At 67.6% G+C, this 19370-nt stretch carries 16 protein-coding genes; 7 read left to right on the top strand and 9 right to left on the bottom strand.

The genetic code is table 11. The features are described 5' to 3' along the window. Positions 1-61: 61 nt before the first annotated feature. The 4 genes from ACAD63_RS32115 to ACAD63_RS32130 all read left to right on the top strand — a co-directional run bounded on the left by ACAD63_RS32115 (position 62) and on the right by ACAD63_RS32130 (position 4033). Complete coding sequence (locus ACAD63_RS32115; protein WP_058698825.1) at positions 62-1222, top strand: IS30 family transposase; 1161 nt, start codon at positions 62-64, stop codon at positions 1220-1222. Between the two features lie 238 nt (positions 1223-1460). Next, positions 1461-1850, top strand: a complete 390-nt coding sequence (locus tag ACAD63_RS32120) for an OsmC family protein (protein ID WP_135703443.1) — start codon at positions 1461-1463, stop codon at positions 1848-1850. Positions 1851-2244: 394 nt separating this feature from the next. Continuing rightward, positions 2245-3066, top strand: coding sequence for a hypothetical protein (locus ACAD63_RS32125; RefSeq protein ID WP_135703442.1), 822 nt, complete (start codon positions 2245-2247; stop codon positions 3064-3066). 226 nt (positions 3067-3292) lie between these two features. Beyond that, the gene (locus tag ACAD63_RS32130) at positions 3293-4033 is read left to right on the top strand and encodes a DUF3047 domain-containing protein (RefSeq protein ID WP_195428076.1); all 741 of its coding nucleotides are present in this window, start codon (positions 3293-3295) and stop codon (positions 4031-4033) included. Here the strand turns inward: ACAD63_RS32130 and ACAD63_RS32135 are convergent. From ACAD63_RS32135 to ACAD63_RS32170, 8 genes are all read right to left on the bottom strand, one after another. Further along, a complete protein-coding gene (locus ACAD63_RS32135) occupies positions 4030-4791 on the bottom strand; it encodes a lipoyl protein ligase domain-containing protein (protein WP_133097052.1) in 762 nt (253 codons plus the stop codon). The genes ACAD63_RS32130 and ACAD63_RS32135 overlap by 4 nt on opposite strands. 53 nt (positions 4792-4844) lie before the next feature. Beyond that, complete coding sequence (locus tag ACAD63_RS32140) at positions 4845-5186, bottom strand: carboxymuconolactone decarboxylase family protein (RefSeq protein WP_133097053.1); 342 nt, start codon at positions 5184-5186, stop codon at positions 4845-4847. A 75-nt stretch (positions 5187-5261) separates the two neighbouring features. Continuing rightward, positions 5262-6377: an acetoin dehydrogenase dihydrolipoyllysine-residue acetyltransferase subunit gene (locus ACAD63_RS32145; RefSeq protein WP_135703441.1), complete on the bottom strand. Its 1116-nt coding sequence runs from the start codon at positions 6375-6377 to the stop codon at positions 5262-5264. Then, positions 6377-7393 carry an alpha-ketoacid dehydrogenase subunit beta gene (locus ACAD63_RS32150; RefSeq protein WP_135703440.1) on the bottom strand — a complete coding sequence of 339 codons (1017 nt, stop codon included), beginning with the start codon at positions 7391-7393 and terminating at the stop codon, positions 6377-6379. The genes ACAD63_RS32145 and ACAD63_RS32150 overlap by 1 nt, the downstream gene beginning before the upstream one ends. Positions 7394-7440: 47 nt before the next feature. Further along, positions 7441-8442, bottom strand: coding sequence for a thiamine pyrophosphate-dependent dehydrogenase E1 component subunit alpha (locus tag ACAD63_RS32155; protein ID WP_133097056.1), 1002 nt, complete (start codon positions 8440-8442; stop codon positions 7441-7443). Positions 8443-8475: 33 nt separating this feature from the next. Then, complete coding sequence (locus ACAD63_RS32160; RefSeq protein ID WP_135703439.1) at positions 8476-9549, bottom strand: ATP-NAD kinase family protein; 1074 nt, start codon at positions 9547-9549, stop codon at positions 8476-8478. A gap of 184 nt (positions 9550-9733) precedes the next feature. Beyond that, on the bottom strand, positions 9734-11746 hold the full coding sequence (locus ACAD63_RS32165; protein WP_434034304.1) for a sigma-54-dependent Fis family transcriptional regulator: 2013 nt from the start codon (positions 11744-11746) through the stop codon (positions 9734-9736). A 223-nt stretch (positions 11747-11969) separates the two neighbouring features. After that, positions 11970-13010: an LLM class flavin-dependent oxidoreductase gene (locus tag ACAD63_RS32170; protein WP_135703438.1), complete on the bottom strand. Its 1041-nt coding sequence runs from the start codon at positions 13008-13010 to the stop codon at positions 11970-11972. 219 nt (positions 13011-13229) lie between these two features. Between ACAD63_RS32170 and ACAD63_RS32175 the strand changes: the two genes are divergently transcribed. Beyond that, entirely contained in the window at positions 13230-13985 is a 756-nt protein-coding gene (locus ACAD63_RS32175) for an IclR family transcriptional regulator (RefSeq protein ID WP_135703437.1), read from the top strand. Positions 13986-14007: 22 nt separating this feature from the next. On the opposite strand, the gene ACAD63_RS32180 is transcribed toward ACAD63_RS32175, so the two are convergent. Further along, on the bottom strand, positions 14008-16788 hold the full coding sequence (locus ACAD63_RS32180) for a hypothetical protein (RefSeq protein ID WP_434034305.1): 2781 nt from the start codon (positions 16786-16788) through the stop codon (positions 14008-14010). Positions 16789-16966: 178 nt separating this feature from the next. Between ACAD63_RS32180 and ACAD63_RS32185 the strand changes: the two genes are divergently transcribed. After that, on the top strand, positions 16967-17680 hold the full coding sequence (locus tag ACAD63_RS32185; protein ID WP_135703435.1) for an IclR family transcriptional regulator: 714 nt from the start codon (positions 16967-16969) through the stop codon (positions 17678-17680). A gap of 80 nt (positions 17681-17760) precedes the next feature. Beyond that, positions 17761-19368 (top strand): OPT/YSL family transporter, encoded by a 1608-nt coding sequence (locus ACAD63_RS32190; RefSeq protein ID WP_434034306.1) that lies wholly within the window; start codon positions 17761-17763, stop codon positions 19366-19368. Positions 19369-19370 lie beyond the last annotated feature (2 nt).

Genomic DNA, 19370 nt, shown 5'->3' on the forward strand with positions numbered 1-19370 from the left:
TGCAGATTCCACCGGTCGATGCAACACACTAAAGGCTTTGTGAGCCTGAGGAGTGCTGCAAATGAAACAAAGACGGCGGATCTACTACACCGAGACTCAAAAGGCACTGATGTGGGAGCGGTGGCGCAAAGGTGACACGCTTGCGCAGATTGCCCGACTGTTCGATCGCTACCACTCCTCCATACAAGGGATTCTCGCCAAGACTGGCGGAATACAGCCAGCGCAACGACACCGCTCCAGGCTGGCCTTGACGCTTGCCGAACGAGAGGAGATTTCGCGCGCAGTAGTCGCCGGCCACTCCATCCGATCCGTAGCAGCCCGGCTGGGGCGTGCTCCTTCTACTATCAGCCGCGAGGTCCGGCGAAATGGGGGCAGACAGGGCTATCTGGCGAACCAGGCCGACGAGCTCGCATGGGAGCGCGCACGGCGCCCAAAGGCATGTAAGCTCGTCAAGAATCGGACACTTGCCCAGGTGGTGGCAAGCAAGCTTCGATTGCAGTGGTCGCCAGAGCAGATTGCGGGTTGGCTCAAGCACGTGTACGCGGTCAACAGGGACTATCAGGTGTCGCACGAAACCATCTATCGGAGCCTCTACATCCAGGCCCGTGGCGCGCTGAAAAGGGAGTTGCTGGAACACCTACGGCGTTCTCGAGCCATGCGTAGATCGCGCCAACACACACTGAAGACCGACAACCGTACGAACATCCGAGATGCCGTATCGATCAGTGAACGCCCTGCCACGGCAGAGGATCGCGCGATACCTGGGCACTGGGAAGGCGATCTGCTGTTCGGCAGCGCCAACAGCCAGATTGCAACACTCGTCGAACGCCAGACCCGGTTTGTGATGCTGGTGAAGATTGCCAGCAAGGACTCTGAGGCTGTAGTCAACGCCCTGATCAAGCACGCTGGCAAGCTACCGCAGGAATTGTACAAATCGCTGACGTGGGATCGCGGCACAGAGATGGCTGGCCACAAGCGCTTCACTGTCGCGACCGATATCAAGGTCTATTTCTGCGATCCTCAGAATCCCTGGCAGCGCGGCACGAACGAAAACACGAACGGGCTCTTGAGACAGTACCTCCCGAAAGGAACCGATCTCTCGGTCTATTCGCAAGCCAAGCTCAATGCCATCGCCAGGCGGCTCAACGAACGCCCGCGCAAGACACTAAACTTCGATACACCGGCTGAACGATTCCATCAAGCTGTTGCGTTGACCGGTTGAATCTGCGGCCTTGCGGTCGACCCCGCAACCCTTGCTGCGTCTGCCTTGCAGCGCCGCGTTGTGTTGCGAGGGGGCGAATATTAAGTGAGCGTGCCAGGGTTGGCAAGCACTTTTTCGGAAAACTCCGAAACCGCAGCAAAAGTGCAGCTGCCACCGCTTTGAACAGCCTGCAACGCCCTGTATAGAATGACTGCTCCGGCCCGCCGGGCCGCCTTCTCTTATTAGATGGGGACGATCGATGACTATCCAAGCGACCTGGCAGCCGAGCCAGGGCAACACCATCTGCCACCTGAGCAACGGTACCGCCAAATGGCAGGCCGACCTGGATGCCTCGGCGGGCGGCGATACCAGCTACCCCAGCCCCCACGACTTGCTCGACTCCGCGCTGGCCGCTTGCACTACCCTGACGCTGCAGCTCTATGCCAAGCGCAAGGGCTACGCCATCGCCAGGATCGACGTGTCGATCGTCCATGAAGAATCCAACGGCACCTATTCGCTGAAGCGCGAGGTCAAGGTCAGTGGTGAACTGACGCCCCAGATCCTGGATGACCTCCTGCGGGTCGCCAACCGTTGCCCGGTACACAAGACGCTGTCCGGACAGATCGCTATCGAGACATCGATCGGCTGAGAACCGGCTCCTGTTGCCGCAGAAAATGATAATCGTTATCATTTGCGACCTCGGGTTCTGACACGACCTGAGTCAGCAAATGGGTTACCGGACACGCTTCGTGTCCGGTTTTTTCTTCCCGCTCGTACCCTCAATCCAGAGCCGTTGACGCGCTCGCATGCATCGGAATGTCATCGTCCTGACGCCGGCCCCGGGCTACTGTGCGGCTAATGCCGCTACGCCCACCCGATCGGGGGACGCCGCCGGCAGTATGTTGGCTGTCCAACGAAGGTTGCGTCGTATTCAGGCTAATCCGGCACCGCGCACTTTGTCTGCGATGCAGCGCCGGCTTACCATGATCGAAAAGCAGAACAAGAAAAAAGCGCATCCAGAAGCGTCGCGAGCGGGGGAGTCCTTGACCAACTTTATTGAAGCGTATTGCTCTCAGGTACGGCTTGGGGGCGCCACCGGCGTCATCGCCAGACCCGTCCTGGTTGGGCAAGACGGTACGTACGCCATGCACTACGTGCCGTGCGAATACCTGAACACGCAGGCGCAGCTGGTGCTCGTCAGCACCACCCCGGGCCATGCCCATGTGCGGCTGGCAGCGTCCGTGACCGAGGAGCTGCTGCGCAGCCATGCGCCGGGCCGCGTGATCCAGCGCGAGAACAAGCGTCGGGTGGAACTGGGCGGCAAGCTGATTCGGCCAAACCTGATCCGCATGCTCGACCACTTCCGCGTACCCGAGCTGGTCCGCCTGCCACATGCCGCGGCGCTGTGGAACGAAGGCTTCGAGCGGCTGCAGCCGCTGGCCTTGCTGCCGCATGCCACTACCCGGCGCGGGCTCGCCTTCGACGGCCCCTTCGAAGATCTGATGGCGGCGCCCATGCTTCGCGAAGTCTTCGAAAACCAGTTTCTCGGCACCGTCCGGCAGATACGCACCGACGCTTTCTATATCGCGCTGGGCCGCACCGCCTGGGCCGGGCTCCGGCATGCCGTCAGCCGGCGGCTGATTGCGCGCGACCAGTTGCTGGGCATGATGCCGGTACCCGCACGAGCCGGCAGCATGGTGCGCTATTTCCTGCGCGAGCTGTCCGTCAGCGACCTGTCGCCGAAGGATCCCGTGCGCCATCGCGTGGGATGGCTTGACACCGCCCATGCCGAACTGGAAGCCAATGTCCGCAGGATCAAGGCAGCGGCAGAACCGGATCCGCATGGCTCCTGCCTTATCGCCTGAACGATTGCCCGCCTCGCAAACTGTGATGCATACGCCCCACCGAAGTGGGGTCTTGCGACGCCGTCTGGCGTCGATAACGCTTCTTGAGGAAACTGACCTCCTCGCATTCCCGATTGGCGGCCCCACGTGGGCCGCAATTTTTTTGTGCGGCCGGTGCGTGATGCGCATGGTGATGGGCACGAGCCTTGCGTCACGCCCCGTGGCCATATTCCCTCCCGGATCGACCATGAGTGCCACGCCTGCCCTGCGCCTCGCCTTGTGTGCCGCGCTGCTGCTGCCGCAGCTTGCCGTTCAGGCCGCGGACGAACAGCCCGGACTATCGGTGTCCGCGCTCAAGCCGGGAGCAGCGCTGCCAGATGGCTGGAAGAATTTACCGGTGGCCAACGGCAAGGCGCAAACCAGCTATCAGCTGGTGGCCGACGGCCGCGCCACGGTGCTGCAGGCCGACGCCGAACACTCAGCCTCGGCGCTGCTGCACGCGGGCGATGTGAATCTCTCACGCACGCCCGTGGTGGCGTGGCGCTGGAAGGCGCAAGGCCCGATTCCCGGTGCGGACAATAGCGACGGCGCCCATGAGGATGCGCCGGCCCGGCTGGTGTTCTTCTTCGAGGGCGACACGAGCAAGCTCTCGCTAGGTGACCGCGCGGCGATGCAGATCGCCAAGAGTCTCGCCGGTGAAGAACTGCCCTATGCCACGTTGATGTATGTGTGGTCCGACAGTGCCGAGCCGGGCAGCGTCATCCCCAACCCGCATACCGGCCGCGTGCAGATGATCGTCGTCTCTGGCGCGCAAGGCGATGCCGGTAAATGGCAAAGCCTGCGCCGTAACGTCGTGCAGGACTACGAACGGGTGTTCCATGAGCAACCGGGCCCGCTCAAGGCGTACGGCATCATCACCGATACCGACAACACCCACAGTGCCGCCCGCGCCTGGTATGGCGACATCCGCTTCCTGCCTGCCAACTAGGCCGGCGGGGGCGTCTGCGCGGCACTGTGCCTCAGTACCTGCGATACCTGCGCCATCAGTTCGGCCCCGTCGGCGGCGGCGCGCCCCTGCGCCTGCAGCGCCTCGCGCACGCTGACCACCTTGCGCGGATCATAGTGGCGCCCGCTGTCGATCGCTGCCTCGAAGGCATTGGCGCGCGCGTTGATCTGCGCCGGGTCGGCACTTACCAGCAGCACCGCATGCGCCAGGACCAGGTGCCGTTGCCCATCCGGCGACTGCATGGCCGCCGGCGCGCGCCGCCAGTACTGCGCGGTGCCGGCGATCTTGCGGGCCGCCTCCGGCGGTCCCCACGCGAGATTGAAGCGGCCGTCGCAGAACGAGCCGGCCACCGCCTGCCAATGGGTCGGCACGCACAGCGCCAGCAGCCCCTTGCCGATGACATCGCACAGGTGCAGGTAGACCCCATCGCTGAGCGCACCCGGCGGCTGGCCGACGCTATAGGCCAGGCTCAGGTTGAGGATGCCCGGGCCTTGCGGCACCAGTCCCCCGCCCGACATGCGCAGGAACACCGGACAGCCTTGCCGGGCGAACTCGGCGCGCGCCGCCTCGAAGCCGGCATGCCGCTGATAGGTACGCGGCACCACCAGCGACAGTGGCGCTTCCCACAGTTGCGCGACCTGCCGGCCCTGCGCGGCGAACTCGAGCAAGGCCAGTTCGTCCTGCAGCGGATCCGCATGCGGCTGGCCGGCAGGCGCGGGCTCGACGAACTCAAAAGGCATGGCGCGGCAGCGGTCTTGGCCGGTCGGGTAACGATAGGCCGAGTCTAGCAAGGCTAACCGTTGAGCGCATCGAAATAGGCCAGCGCCTTCGACGCATACATCGCGCCCGGGCCGCCGCCCATCTCGATATTGAGCGCCAGTACTTCGGCCAGTTGATCGCGCGTGGCGCCGTGGCGCAACGCCTGTGCCGTGTGGAACAGCACGCAGTCGTCGCAGCCCTTCTGCACAGCCAGCGCGACCGCGACCAGTTCCTTGACCGCGGCCGGCAGGCTGCCTTCCTGCGTGGCGGCCTTCATCAGGCCCTGGAATGCGCTCATGGCCGCGGGCTGGGCCTGCGCGAGCGCGGCGAACTGCTTGTTAATCTGGGCGAGGCGGGTCTTCAGTTCAGTGCTCATAAAAGCTGTCGTCCTGATTCGGTGGATGGAGGACAAAGGCGGGCGGCAGCGCACGCCGCCGCCCGCGCCGCGGCATCAGCCGCCGAGGTGCTGCCTGAGCAGCGCGTTGAAGTCGTTGGCCTTCTCCATCTGGCTCATATGGCCGGCGTCGGCAAAGACCTTGACGGTAGCGCCGGGCGGCGCCGCCTCGGCATGTTCCGCCGGGATGATGCGGTCCTGGCCGCCCCACACCACCAGCACGCGCTTGCCGCTGCCGGCCAGCCGCTGGCCGGGCTGCTCCTTCTGCCTGCCGCCGGCGAACAGGTCCTGGCCCAGGGACGTCAGCGCTTCGGTCACGCCATCCAGCCGCTTGTAGCGCAGCAGGTCGTCGAGCATCTGCCGGCTGACCAGCCCGGCATCCGCGAACAGCAGTTCGATCACCGGCTTCAGCTCTCGCCGCGACTGCGCATTGACGAAGCCCTCGGTATAGCCGCTGTTGACCGCTTCGCCAAAGCCCACCGGCGACACCAGTGCCATCGACAACACCCGCTGCGGCGAGTCCACGGCGAGCTGCGCCGCCACGCCGCCGCCCATCGAATGGCCGACCAGGTGCGCCGCGTCGATCCCGGTCTCGTCCATGAAGCGCGCTACAAAGCCGGCCATCTGCGCCAGCGTCGTGCCCGCGAGCCGCGGCGACGACTGTCCATGGCCGGGAAGGTCCAGTGCCACGACCGTGTACGCGTCGGCAAGGGGATCGAGGTTGAACAGCCAGTTGTCCAGGTCACCGCCAAAGCCGTGGATGAAGAGCACGGTCTCGGCGCCGCTGCCCTTGCGGGCGTAGCGGACGCGGACGCCGTCCACGTCGGCGAACTGGTACGCGGCGGCAGCGTCTTCCTCGTCGCCGTCGTCCGCGGGCGCTTCATAAGCCGATACATACGCGTCGATATCCGCATCGCTCACCTCCGCCGGGGCCAGCACGCCAAGCAGCGCCTTGACCGGCAGCACGTCGCCGGCCTGCGCCACCTTGCGGCGCAGCGTGCCGGCGTCCGGCGCCTCCACCGCATTGGCGATCTTGTCGGTTTCCACATCGAGGATCGGCATGCCCACGCTGATCTCGGCGCCCTCGTCGACCAGCCAGGCATTGACCGTGCCTTCCTTCATCGACAGGCCCCACTTGGGCATCACGATCGGGGTAATTGCTGCGCTTGCCATCACTGCTTGCCTCCCTTCACCGTCTTGCGCGCGGCAGCAGCGATCTGCGCGGCGCCGGGGATATACAGGTCTTCCAGCGTCGGCGAGAACGGCACCGGCGTATGCGGCGGGCACACCATCTCGATGCCGGCCTTGAGCGCGCCGAAGGCCTGCTGCGCGACCTGCGCGGAGATATCGGTGGCGATATTGCAGCGCGGGCTGGCTTCATCCACCACCACCAGGCGGCCGGTGTTCTCGACCGATTCCAGCACCGTGTCCATGTCCAGCGGCGACAGCGTGCGCAGGTCGATCACTTCCGCTTCGATGCCTTCCTTCGCCAGCGTGGCCGCCGCCTCCAGCGCGCGGTGCACCATCAGCCCGTAGGTGACGATCGACACGTCCTTGCCGTCGCGCACGATATTGGCCTCGCCAAACGGGATCGCGTACGCGCCCTCCGGCACCTCGCCTTCCAGCCCGTACAGGTTCTTGTGCTCGCAGAAGATCACCGGGTCGTTGTCGCGGATCGCCTGGATCAGCAGGCCCTTGGTGTCATACGGCGTTGACGGGCATACCACCTTGAGCCCGGGGATATGCGTGAACAGTGGCGTCAGCATCTGGCTGTGCTGCGCGGCGGCACGAAAGCCCGCGCCGACCATGGCGCGGATCACCACCGGGGTTTCGGCCTTGCCACCGAACATGTAGCGGAACTTGGCCGCCTGGTTGAAGATCTGGTCGAAGCACACGCCCATGAAGTCGATGAACATCAGCTCGGCGATCGGGCGCATGCCACAGGCCGCGGCGCCGATGGCCGCGCCCACATAGGCCGACTCCGACAACGGCGTATCCAGCAGCCGGTCGCCATGCTTGGCATAGAGTCCCTTGGTCACGCCCAGCACGCCGCCCCAGGCGTCCTTCTCGCCATCCGCGCCGGCGCCGCCGACGATGTCTTCGCCCAGCATGATGACGCTGGGGTCGCGGGTCATTTCCTGGTCGATCGCCTCGTTGATCGCCAGCTTGATGCTCAGTTTGCGAGCCATGTTTGTCTCCTGATAGTTCGGTTAGCCGTCTGGTTGGCGAGAGGCGATCAGTAGCTGACGTAGACGTCGGTGAGCAGGTCTTCCGGGCCGGGCAGCGGCGCGGCCTTGGCTTCCTGCACGGCGTGCTCGATCAGCGCGGCGACTTCGCGGTCGATGGTGTCGAGTTCCTCGCGCGCGACCACGCCGGCCTGCGTCACGGTGCGGGCGAACAGCTTCAGGCAGTCCTTGTTGGCGCGGATATCGTCGAGTTCGCCGGCGGCGCGATAGGTCTGCGCATCGCCCTCGAAATGGCCGTAGAAGCGCACCATCTTGCATTCGAGCAGCGACGGGCCGCCGCCTTCGCGCGCGCGGCGGATCACTTCGCCCGCGGCCTCGTGCACGGCGAAGAAGTCGGTGCCGTCGACAGTCACGCCGGGGATGCCGAAGCCGGCGGCGCGGTCGACGTAGCTGTCCACCGCGGTGCCATAGTCACGCGAGGTCGACTCGGCATAGCCGTTGTTCTCGATCACGAAGATCACCGGCAGGTTCCACACCGCGGCCAGGTTCAGGCTTTCCAGGAAGGTGCCCTGGTTGGAAGCGCCGTCGCCGCAGAAGGTGATGCCGACCTCGCCCTTGCCGCGGAACTTGGCCGCCAGCGCGGCGCCGCAGACCAGCGGCGCACCCGCGCCCAGGATGCCGTTGGCGCCCATCATGCCCTTGGACAGGTCGGCGATATGCATCGAGCCGCCCTTGCCGTTGCATGAACCGCCCTTCTTGCCATAGATCTCCATCATCATCGCCACCGGATCCACACCCTTGGCAATGCAGTGGCCGTGGCCGCGGTGCGTGCTGGCAATGCGGTCGCCATCGTGCAGGTGGTGCAGGATGCCGACGCCCGCGGCCTCCTCGCCTGCGTACAGGTGGACGAAGCCCGGGATGTCGCCACGCGCGAAGTCCACGTGCAGGCGTTCCTCGAAATCGCGGATGGTGCGCATCTTCCGGTACACCGTCAGCAGGGTCTCCTTGTCGAGCGGCAGCAAGGCGGAAGCTTGTGAAGCTCTGGCTGTCATGTCTGTCTCCTTCGTTCTATCAAGGTTTGCACTTCAGGAAAGGCAGGAAAGCAACGGGTTGCTGCTGCGCATCAGCCGATGCTGCGCGGCATAGCGCATGCAGCCCGCCACGTCGATGCTGCGAAAAGCGTGTTCATGCAGGGTCACGGTGACTTCGTCGTCAGGGCCGAAGGCCAGCTCGCGTTCGCCGTCGAGCGCGACAATGCCGCTGCGCTGGCGCACGCGGTGCGGGCGGCCGTGTTCGAGACGCTGCCAGCCGGCGACCGGCACCGTGCACAACAGTCCCGGCGCGATCGGCGCGCGCAGGTCGAATTCGCCCTCGCCCGGCGCGGCCAGCTCGATCGCCAGGCCGCCGGGCTCGCGCCGGCCCAGCGGTTCGAGCAGTCCGGCAATGGCCGACAGGCCGATGGCCTGCGGATCGGCGAACGACACATAGACCGCTGCGAGCGTGTCGGTCTTCCACAAGGCGCGCGCGCCGATGAAGTGTTCGTGCGAGATCACCGCATCCACCAGCGCGATGTCGCGGCGAAAGCCGCCATCGCCGTCGCGGATGACGATGTCGAGCCGCTTGTTGGAGGCCAGCGCGTGCTTGTCGGAAACGCGCCCGGTGGCGTAGAGCCCGGTGGCGAGGCCGATGATGGTCGGCTCGCGCATCTCGGGGTAGGCGTTGTTGGTGCCGGTCGACAGGCCGGCGATGGGAACCCCGCCGCATTCGCGCACCACCGCGCGGTGGGTGCCGTCGCCGCCGAGCACGATGATGGCGGCCACGCCGGCATCGGCCATGCAGCGCGCGGCGTGCAGCGTGTCGTCGACGCGCGCGGTCACGGGCATGTCGAGGTATTCGACGGCAGGCAGGCCGGAGTCGGGTCCCTGCCGGCGCGCCAGGTGCCGCGCCAGCATGACGCGCAGTCCTTCGCGGTCCGGCATCATCAGCACGCGGCCCACGCCGCATGCCGCCAGCGCGGACAGCAGGCGCAGCACGATATTGACGCGATCGGCCAGTTGCAGGCTGTTGGCGTTGGCGATCACGCGGCGGATATCGCGCGCGGAAATCGGGTTGGCGATGATGCCGACCAGTGGCGTGCCGGCGCCGGCTGCGTGCCCCATTGCCTGTCTCCTGTTGTCATTGTGGTGACAGGCAAATTGCAATGGCTGTGCCAGCGCGCGCAGGGCGAAAAATGCGCAAAAACCGAGGGATTACCCGCGACGAAAAGGCAAGACGGGGCGGTGCGCTGTGACAGGTGTCACAGCACAGGTGTACAGCGGGTGGACAACCGTATCGCGCGACCGCTCAGTGAATGGGCTTGCCGCCTTCATCGTCGGCCCCGTCGCGCCGGTTAGGCGACTGGATGCCATAACGCTCCATGCGCCGGTACAGCGTCATGCGGCTGATGCCGATCTGGCGCGCGACCGCGCTCAGGTTCCAGCCGGAAGCGCGCAGGTACTGCATCAGCAGCATGCCTTCCGGCGGCAGCTGGTGCGGGTCGAATGGCGCGGCGGCGCTGTCGCCGGCAACCTGCACAGCTTGTGCCGGCGCAGCGGCGATGGCCGCGATGCCGAGGCCGTCGGGCAAGTCCTGCTCATCGATATAGCCGCCGGTGCAGACGGCGCGCGCGTATTCCAGCACGTTGCGCAGCTCGCGCAGGTTGCCCGGCCAGCGATGGCGATGCAGCCGCTCGCGTGCCGCCGGCGACAGCGTCACGGGTGCGGCGGCGCCTTCCTGCAGCAGCTTGGCCAGCAGCCAGTCGAGGTCGTGGCGTGCGCGCAGCGGCGGCAGTTCAAAACGGGCGCCGTTCAGGCGGTAAAAGAGGTCTTCGCGGAAGCGTCCTTCGGCGACCAGTTGCTCCAGGCCGTGGTGCGTCGCGGAAATGACGCGCAGCCGCACCGGCACGGGCCGCGCGGCGCCGACCGGCAGCACCTCGCCCTCGGCCAGCACGCGCAGCAGCCGCGACTGGAGCTCGCGCGGCATATCGCCGATCTCGTCCAGAAACAGCGTGCCGCCGTCGGCTTCCTGGATCAGCCCACGCTTGCCGCGCGGGCCGGCGCCGGAGAAGCTGTTGGGCAGGTGGCCGAACAGTTCGCTCTCGATCAGCGTTTCCGGGATCGCCGCGCAGTTCACCGCGATGAACGGGCCGCCGCGGCGCGCGCTGGCCTGGTGCAGGGCCTTGGCGAAGAATTCCTTGCCGCTGCCGGTCTCGCCGTGGATCAGCAGGTTGATCGGCGAATCGACCAGCCGCGCGGCGCGCTGCAATTGCTGCTGCAGCGCAGCGTCACCGCCGGTCAGCGCGGCCAGCGCCTCGGGCATAACCACCGGCGCTTCCTTCGCGGGAGCCTGCCAGCGCAGCGCGGGTGGCATCACGCTCAGGTATAGCAGCCCGCCGCTGCGGTTCAGCGCCACCAGCCGCTGCTCGCTGGGCCGGGAGTAGACATAGTTGCCCAGGTCTTCCAGCCGGGCGCCGAACAGCGTCTCGAACCGCTGGCCGAGCACGGTGGCGCCGGCCGCGCCGCCCAGCTCGCCCTCCAGCATCAGCCGGGCGCGGTGGTTGTGGCCGACGATGCGGCCGACCTCGTCCAGCGCCAGCAGGTATTCGGGATTGACGTCGACGAACTCCGGCGCCACGTTCAGCTTCAGGATCCAGTCGCGCCGGTGCGCGCGCAGGAAGTTGGCGTTCTCGATATGCGCGGCATAGATGCGTACCAGCTGCAACGCCAGCCCCTGGCTGTCCTTGGCGTGCGGCGAGGTCAGCGCGGAGATGTCGAGGATGGCGTGCAGGTTGCCGTGCGTGTCGAACAGCGGCGCGGCGGTGCAGGTCAGCGGGATATGGGTTGCATCGAAATGGTCGGCCTGGTGCACCGTCAGTGCCTGGCCGGTGACCAGCGCCGTTCCCACCGCGCAGGTGCCGGCGCCGCTCTCGCTCCATTCCGCGCCGAGGTAGAGGCCGGCGTGCCGCAGTGCGGCATCGGTGCGCGCATCGCCGATATAGTCGACCGTCACGCCTTGCGCATCGGTCAGCAGCACCACGTAGCCCAGTGCGGCCACTTGCCCGTACAGGCTCTGCAGGCCGTGGCGCGCGATGCGCGCGAAATCGTCGATGCGTTCCTGGTGTTCGCGCAGCCGCGGCTGCGGCAGGATGCGCGCTTCCTGCATGCGCGAGGGATCGAGCCCGTACTGGTGCACGCAGCGCCGCCATGAGTTCTGGATGATGGCGTCGTGCGCGATCCGGTCCGCCAGCACGGCGGGCGGGGCTAGGTATGTGGTGGCCTGGACCACCGTCTCGATGTGCTCGCGTTGCCGCAGGTCCATCGCTGTCTCCTGGTCGTCGCTGCCGTCGGCCCCGGGAGCCTGCTGAGGGGGGCGGATCGGGCGGACTGTGCGGGCGCGTGCCTGGGTGGCCACGCCTCTGTCTGGTCTCGGCCTTCTAATGTATCCGAGCGCGTCGGCGGGATGCAAACCAGAATGGCAGGCAGGAATCAGGAGACGTCGGCCAGCGCACGCCGCAAGTGCGGCGTGCGCCATACCGGATGGCTCAAAGTGCGGCGTTGGCCTTGAGGCTGCGCGCCGCGCCGGCGGCGATCTCGAAGGAGCGCAGGCGCGCCTGGTGGTCGTAGATCTGGCCGGTCAGCATCAGCTCGTCCGGCTGCAGGTCGTCGACAAAGCGCTGCATGCCGGCGCGCACCGAGTCCGGATCGCCCACCACCGAGCACGCCAGCGAGCGGCGGATATGGTCGGCCTCGCTCTCGGTCCACAGCGACTCGATGTCGTCCACCGGCGGGCGCAGTTGCCCCGGCGTGCCGCGCACCAGTGCCAGGAACTGCTGCTGCAGCGAGCTGAACAGGCGGCGCGCCTCATCGGCGCTGTCCGCGGCAAAGACGTTGAAGCCGAGCATCACGTACGGGCGATCCAGCGCTTCAGAGGGCCGGAAGGTGCGACGGTAGAGGTCGAGCGCCTGGCGCATGAAGCCCGGCGCGAAGTGCGAGGCAAACGCGAACGGCAGGCCCATGGCCGCGGCCAGCTGCGCGCTGAACAGGCTCGAGCCCAGCAGCCAGATCGGCACCTTCAGGCCGGCACCGGGAACGGCGCGCAGGCGCTGGCCAGGGCGCACGTCATCGAAATACGCCTGAAGCTCTTCCACGTCCTGCGGGAAGGTATCGGCGCTGTCGCTGGTCAGATGGCGGCGCAACGCGCGCGCGGTGGCCTGGTCCGTGCCGGGCGCGCGGCCCAGTCCCAGGTCGATGCGGCCCGGGTACAGCGAGGCCAGCGTGCCGAACTGCTCGGCGATCACCAGCGGCGAATGGTTGGGCAGCATCACGCCACCGGAGCCCACGCGGATGGTCTGCGTGCCGTTGGCGACATAGCCGATCAGCACCGCGGTGGCGGCGCTGGCGATGCCGGGCATGTTGTGGTGCTCGGCCAGCCAGTAGCGGTGGTAGCCCAGTTGCTCGGCATGGCGCGCCAGGTCGAGCGAGTTGCGCATGGCCTGGCCGGCGTCGCTGCCCTGCGGGATGGGAGCCAGGTCGAGCACCGAGTAAGCGATGCCGTTGCCGGCGGGGAGAGAGTCGCGATTCATGTTGTGGTCTGGCGGGCGGCGTACGCCACACGTGCGCCGCCCGATGCTATGCGGATGGTTCGCTATGTTAGTGAGCCTGCGCGGAACGTGCTGGCGACGGATTTGCGGCCCTGCGGGCGGCGTGGGTATGTGGGTATCCGCCGGACCAGCGCCCGACGGCAAGGATTGAGCCTCGCGCCGCTTGCCCTTACCATTCAGCCCGATGCGAAGGAACGATCGATGACTCTCAAGACACTGGACGGCGCGCTGGCCCTGCTGACGCACTTCACCGTGCGCCAGCCCACCTGGGGCGTGCGCGAACTGGCCAAGCACAGCGGCGTGCATTACGCCGTGGTGCACCGCGTGCTGGCGACCTTTGCCGCCAACGGCTTCCTGGTACAGGACGCGGCGACCGGCAAGTATTCGCTGGGGCTGCGGCTGTTCGAGCTGGGACAGGTGGTGCGCAAGAGCTTCTCGCCGGACGAGATCGTGCGCCCGGTTCTGGAAAAGCTGGCAGCGCAAAGCGGCGAGACCGTATTCCTGTCGTGGCTCGACGGCCATGAAGGCCTGTGCGTGGGGCTGGTGCAGAGCCAGCACCAACTGCGTTTCTCGATCGAGCTGGGCGAGCGCTTTGCGCTGTACGCGGGGGCGCATGCCAAGGCGATGCTCGCCTTCCAGGAAGATGCCTTCCGCGACGAAGTCTACCGCCAGGGCATGGCGCGCGTGGGCCCTCACACCACGCTGGACCGCGAGCGCATCGAGCAGCAGCTTGCCGAGGTGCGCGAACGCGGCTGGGCCCATACGCGCGAGGAAGCCGCGGCCAGCGTGGCCGGGCTGGCACTGCCGCTGTGGTCGCGCGACCGCAGCGCGGTGGTGGGCTCGGTGGCGATTGCCGGGCCGCAGCAGCGCCTGGACGAGGCCGCCGTGCCGCGCCTGCTGGAGGCCTTGCGCGACGCCAGCGGCCGGCTGGAAGACGTGATCGGCTTCGTGCGCTGACGCCAACGTTCAGTCGGCTCGATCACGCAAGCAGCGCCTTTCCCACTTCGCCGCCCAGCACCCGCTTGCCGATCGCATGGCCCAGCGCCCGATAGCTTTCCCATTGGGCTTCATCGAAGAACTGGTCGCTGGTGCTTTCCTGCGGGAAGGCCGGGTGCGTGGCGCCATAGTGCCGCACATCGGCCGGCGCCCATGACACCAGCCGCGGCTTGAGCAGCACGATGCGGCAGACCTGCGCGCGCGGCGCCGCGCACGCCGGATCGGTGCGGTACACGTTGAGCAGCACCGCGCATTTGTCGGCGGCAGGGTCGCTGCCCGTCACACCAGGCATGAAATCGTCCGGCACGCCGAAGACGCGGCTCAGCACGGGATGCGTGGCGGCCTCGGTATCGACCACGATCTCCAGGCCATGGTCGATGCGCGCGAGCCGGATCAGGTTGGCGAGGTCGCCGAAGCGATAGTCCGGATCGCCGCCACAATCGCACAGCACGATCAGCGCGACGTCCCGACCCGGACGCAGCAGCTCGTAGACACCGGTGTTGTCGAAATGGCCGCCGTCCGACAGGTATTGCCAGCCGCGCCGCGTGCCATGGAAGCGGGCGCTCAGCTCGCACCCGAGGTAGTACTGCGTGCGGAACATGCCGGCGGCCAGCCACGGATGCGTGGCGCGTTCGGGATGGCGCCACCGCTCGCCCTCGGCTCCGCCCTGGCGCGCATACCTGGCCGGGTACGAGGGCCACCACGTGCCCAGCCGCAGGTTGGCCAGGCCCAGCAGCAGCGAGGTCCCGAGCGTGGTGGCCCGGCCCAGTCCCGTTGACACCACCGCCCCCGAGATGGCGATCCAGTCGCCCACCGTGAGCGATTGCGACAGCTTGCCCGATGCGGGCCATGACGCATCCGGGCAGCACTGCCGGCCGTCGATGGTGAAGCGCGCATAGGCATCCGGCGCGATGGTGGCCGCGGCGCCCGGCTGGGCCACGCTGGCGCCGGGCGCCAGGCACAACGGCTTGCCTTTGCGGTCGCGCTGGACCAGTTGCTCGGCCGGATCGACGGTCAGGTTCAGCGTCACGTTGATCAGGTGCAGCGGCGCCAGCACGCGCGGATCGTAATAGGCGTTGAGGCCGAGCTGGTCGCCGGGCACGGGCTCCGCCACGCTGAAGCGCGCGCGCCGGCGGCGGTCCGCCACCGGATCGGGATCGGGCGCGGCAAAGCGCTCGCCGTTGGACGCGCCAAGGTAGGCGCGCGTGAGGCGCGCCGCATAGAAGGGCTGCAGCGTGGACAGGTTGAGGAACCCGGTAAAGCGGCCGGCGACCAGCGCCAGCACCAGCGCCACGACAGTCAGCATTGCCAGCGCCGGCCCGGTGTAGGCCGTGCCGTACACCAGCCAGTCGACCGGCTCGCGGCCATCCCAGCGCACCCACAGCACCAGCCACGACCACAGCACGAACATCAGCAGCGCCAGCACCGCCGCGGCCGCGCCGGCCAGCAACGAGACCGGCAAGCGCGCCCACAGTGCGCGCCAGGCGGTGTCGGCGCTGCCCTTGCGGCCTGCGTCGAGCCAGCGCGCGCCGTAGCGCACCAGCCAGACCAGCACGCCAAGCACGCCCGCGGGCAGCGCCGCGCCCCACGGATGATGAGCGGCATGGGCATACAGGTAGGCGGTTCGCGCGACCGTATCGGCCACGCCCAATGCCGCCAGCCACAGCGTCAGCGTGACCGCAGTGCGCAGCGCACGCGTGGCGCGTACGCGATAGCCGGACACGGTGCGCGGCTCGCCCTGCAGCATCACCAGGCAGCTCAGCACGCCCAGCCACGTCAGCACACCCAGCGCGGCAAAGAGCTGCGCCGGAACGTGGTTGGCACCGAGCCATTCCGACCAGTGCGCGGCCGCCAGCAACAGCAGGCCGAGCAGCGTCGCCACCAGCGGTGCTGGGCTGAGAAAGCGCGCCGGCGCCTGCGGATCGTTGGCGCGCGGGTAGACCAGCCAGTATGCCAGGCCGGGCGGCACCGCGCCGATCACCACCGTAACCAGCGGCAGCCACAGCCAGGGGCTCCACCAGATCGCGCACTCGCCCTGGTTGAAGGCCTGCCGCGCATCGTGCAGCAGGTCCATCTCATAGCGCCCGAACCCGTACCACGCTCCCGCGGCGCCATGCAGCAGCAGCGCGAGCAGGGCCAGCAACGCCAGCAGCGCGCTGCCGATCACGTAGTGCATGGCCAGCCAGTTGCGCACCACCAGGGCGGCAGCATAGAGGTTGTCGCCCGCGCCCGTGGGCGACAGGTAGCGACCGTTCTCGCGCAGCCACGCGAGCGCGCCGCGGCCGGGATCGGCGGCATAGGAGACCGAGGTGTGGATGCGCCCGGGCGGCTCGCATTGCAGCGTGTGGTAGGCGTCGGCCGCGGCCTGGACCGGGCCGGTGCCGCGGCGCAGGCGGCCCGGCACGAACAGGCTGACGAAGAAGGCCCCGAGGTAGCCGCCGCCGCTGACGGTGGACAAGTAGTCGAACTGGGCCAGCAGCGAGGCCATCCCGGGCACGGCCTGCGCCGCGGCGGCGGTGTTCGCCGCGGGCGTCGGAGGAGCCTCGGTGTTCGCGGCGGTGGCAAGCGTGCGCGCCGGCATGTCGGTGCCGGCCATCGCCTGCATCACGCCCAGGCAGAACGTGGCGCTGCGGATGCCGCCGCCGGACAGCGCCAGCGCCCAGTTGCGCTGGCGCTCCTGCGTGCGCGGCGAGATGCCGAGCTGGCGGCGCCGATGCGCGATGCGGGCCGCTTCGTCGCCGAAACCGTGGTCTTCCGCAGCCATGGGCGCCTCCCGTAGCAGTCGCTCTGCGCCAAGTATAGGCAACGGCGCATGGTCGATATTCGCCCAGCCACCGGCGGAGATTGCGCGTTAACCCTGATTGTTGCGCGTCTGGGCGCGGCCTAGCATTTCTCTGTATCAGAGACGTTGTCTCTATATTAGAGACACAAAGCAGTCAGTCATGCTCAAGACCCTGGACGGCGCGCTCGCGCTCCTCACCCATTTCACCGCTCGCCAGCCCAGCTGGGGCGTGCGCGAACTGGCGCGCGAAAGCGGCGTGCACCACGCCGTCGTGCATCGCGTACTCGCCACGTTTGCCGCCAATGGCTTCCTGACGCAGGACAGCGTCGGCCGCTATGGGCTGGGCTTGCGCTGGTTCGAACTGGGTCAAGTGATGCGCAAGGCGTTTTCGCCGGCGGCAGTGGTCCAGCCCGCGCTGGAGGCGCTGGCGCAGGAAAGTGGCGAAACGGTTTTCCTGTCGTGGCTGGACGGTCACGAAGGCCTGTGCACGGACATCGCCCAGAGCCAGCACCAGCTGCGCTTTTCGATCGAGGTGGGCCAGCGCTTCGCGCTGGACGCCGGCGCGCATGCCAAAGCGATCCTCGCATTCCAGCCGGAAGCGTTCCGGCGGCAGGTCATCGGCGACGCGCCGGAACTGGCCGCGCAACTGGCCCAGGTCCGCGCCGACGGCTTTGCCTATACCTGCGAGGAATCCGCGGCCACGGTGGCGGGGCTGGCATTGCCGCTGCACCACCGCGACACCCAGGCGGTGGTGGGATCCCTCGCCATCGCCGGCCCGCTGCAGCGGCTGACGCGCGAGGCCGTGCCGCGGCTGCTGGAAGCGCTGCGCGCGGCGCGAAAGACGATCGGCCCGGTGGCGGGCTTCATGCGATAGCGGGTCAGGATTGCCGGCCCACGCAAACGCGCGCACACGACACACAAAACCAGACAACACTACGAGGAGCGGTGGAAGACATGACCATGCCAACACAACTGAACGCGCCAATGGCGGCGCAGCCCGCGACACGGTCGCGCTTTATGGAGCCTTTGCTGCTGCTGGTATCGGTGGCGCTGTCGGTATTCGGCGCCATGATCGGCATGCAGCTGATCGTGTCGCTGGGGATATCGGCCAATACCTCGATCATCGGCGCGCTGATCGCGATCGTGTTTTCGCGCATCCCGCTGGAGATTACGCGGCGCTTCCGCGTGCTGGAGCGGCAGAACCTGGTCCAGACCGCGATCTCGTCGGCCACCTTCGGCGCCGCCAACTCGCTGATGATCCCGATCGGCGTGCCGTATGCGATGGGCATGCCCGAGCTGGCCACGCCGATGCTGATCGGCGCGGTGATCGCCATGTTCGTCGACGGGGCCATGCTGTACTTCCTGTTCGGCAGCAAGGTCTTCCCCGCCACCGGCACCTGGCCGGCGGGTATCGCCACTGCCGAGGCGATCTGGGCCGGCGACCGCGGCGGCCGCAAGGCGGCGTTCCTGGGCCTGGGCATTGCCGTGGGCGTGGGCGGCGCGTGGCTGGGCGTGCCGATGTCGGCCTTCGGCGCGGCGTTCCTGGGCAACCTGGCGGCGCTGACCATGTTCGGCATCGGCCTGCTGGTGCGCGGCTATTCGGTGGCCGTGACCGGCATCGATATCGCCAAGGCCTATATCCCGCATGGGCTGATGATCGGCGCGGGCATCGTCGCGCTGTTCCAGGTCGCCATGGAAATCCGCCGTGCACGCAACGCGCCGGCCGCCGACGCGCGCACCATCGAAGTCCCGGCCTCGCGCGCCAGCCGCATCCTGTCGGGCGGCTTCCTCATCTACCTGGCGATCGCGTTGCTGATCTCGCTGCTGGCCGGGCATGTATCCGACATGTCGCTCGGCATGCTGGTCGTGTTCGTGCTGTACGCCGCCTTTGCCGCCTATGTGCACGAGCTGATCGTCGGCATCGCGGCGATGCACTCGGGCTGGTTCCCGGCCTTCGCGGTGGCGCTGATCACGCTGACCATCGGCATCCTGATCGGCTTCCCGCCAACGGCGCTGGCGGTGCTGGTGGGCTTCTCGGCCGCCACCGGGCCGGCCTTTGCCGACATGGGCTACGACCTCAAGACCGGCTACCTGCTGCGCGGCGAGGGCCGCGACATGGAGGCCGAAATCGCGGGCCGCAAGCAGCAGTTCCTGGCGGCGATGGTCGGCTTCGGCGTGGCCGCCGTGGTGGTGATCGTGTTCCACGGCACCTTCTTCTCGCAGGGCCTGATCCCGCCGGTGGACCGTGTCTATGCGGCATCGATCAAGGCCGGCTCCTCGGCGGAGATCGCGCGCAACCTGGTGATCTGGGCGATCCCCGGCGCGCTGTTGCAGTGGCTCGGCGGTTCCAAGCGCCAGCTCGGCATCCTCCTTTCCACCGGCATGCTGATCGCCTCGCCGCTGGCCGGCTGGGCAGTGCTGGCGGGCCTGCTGATCCGCTTCGTGGTGCAGCGCCTGCGCGGCGACAAGCATCTGGCCGAGATGAGCGCCTTTGCCGGCGGCGTGATCGCCGGCGATGCCCTCTTCAGCTTCTTCGGCTCCGTCACCAAGCTGAAGAAGTAAGC

The sequence above is a fragment of the Cupriavidus sp. a3 genome (assembly GCF_051015765.1).
In the GTDB taxonomy this organism is placed as follows: Bacteria; Pseudomonadota; Gammaproteobacteria; order Burkholderiales; family Burkholderiaceae; genus Cupriavidus; species Cupriavidus oxalaticus_A.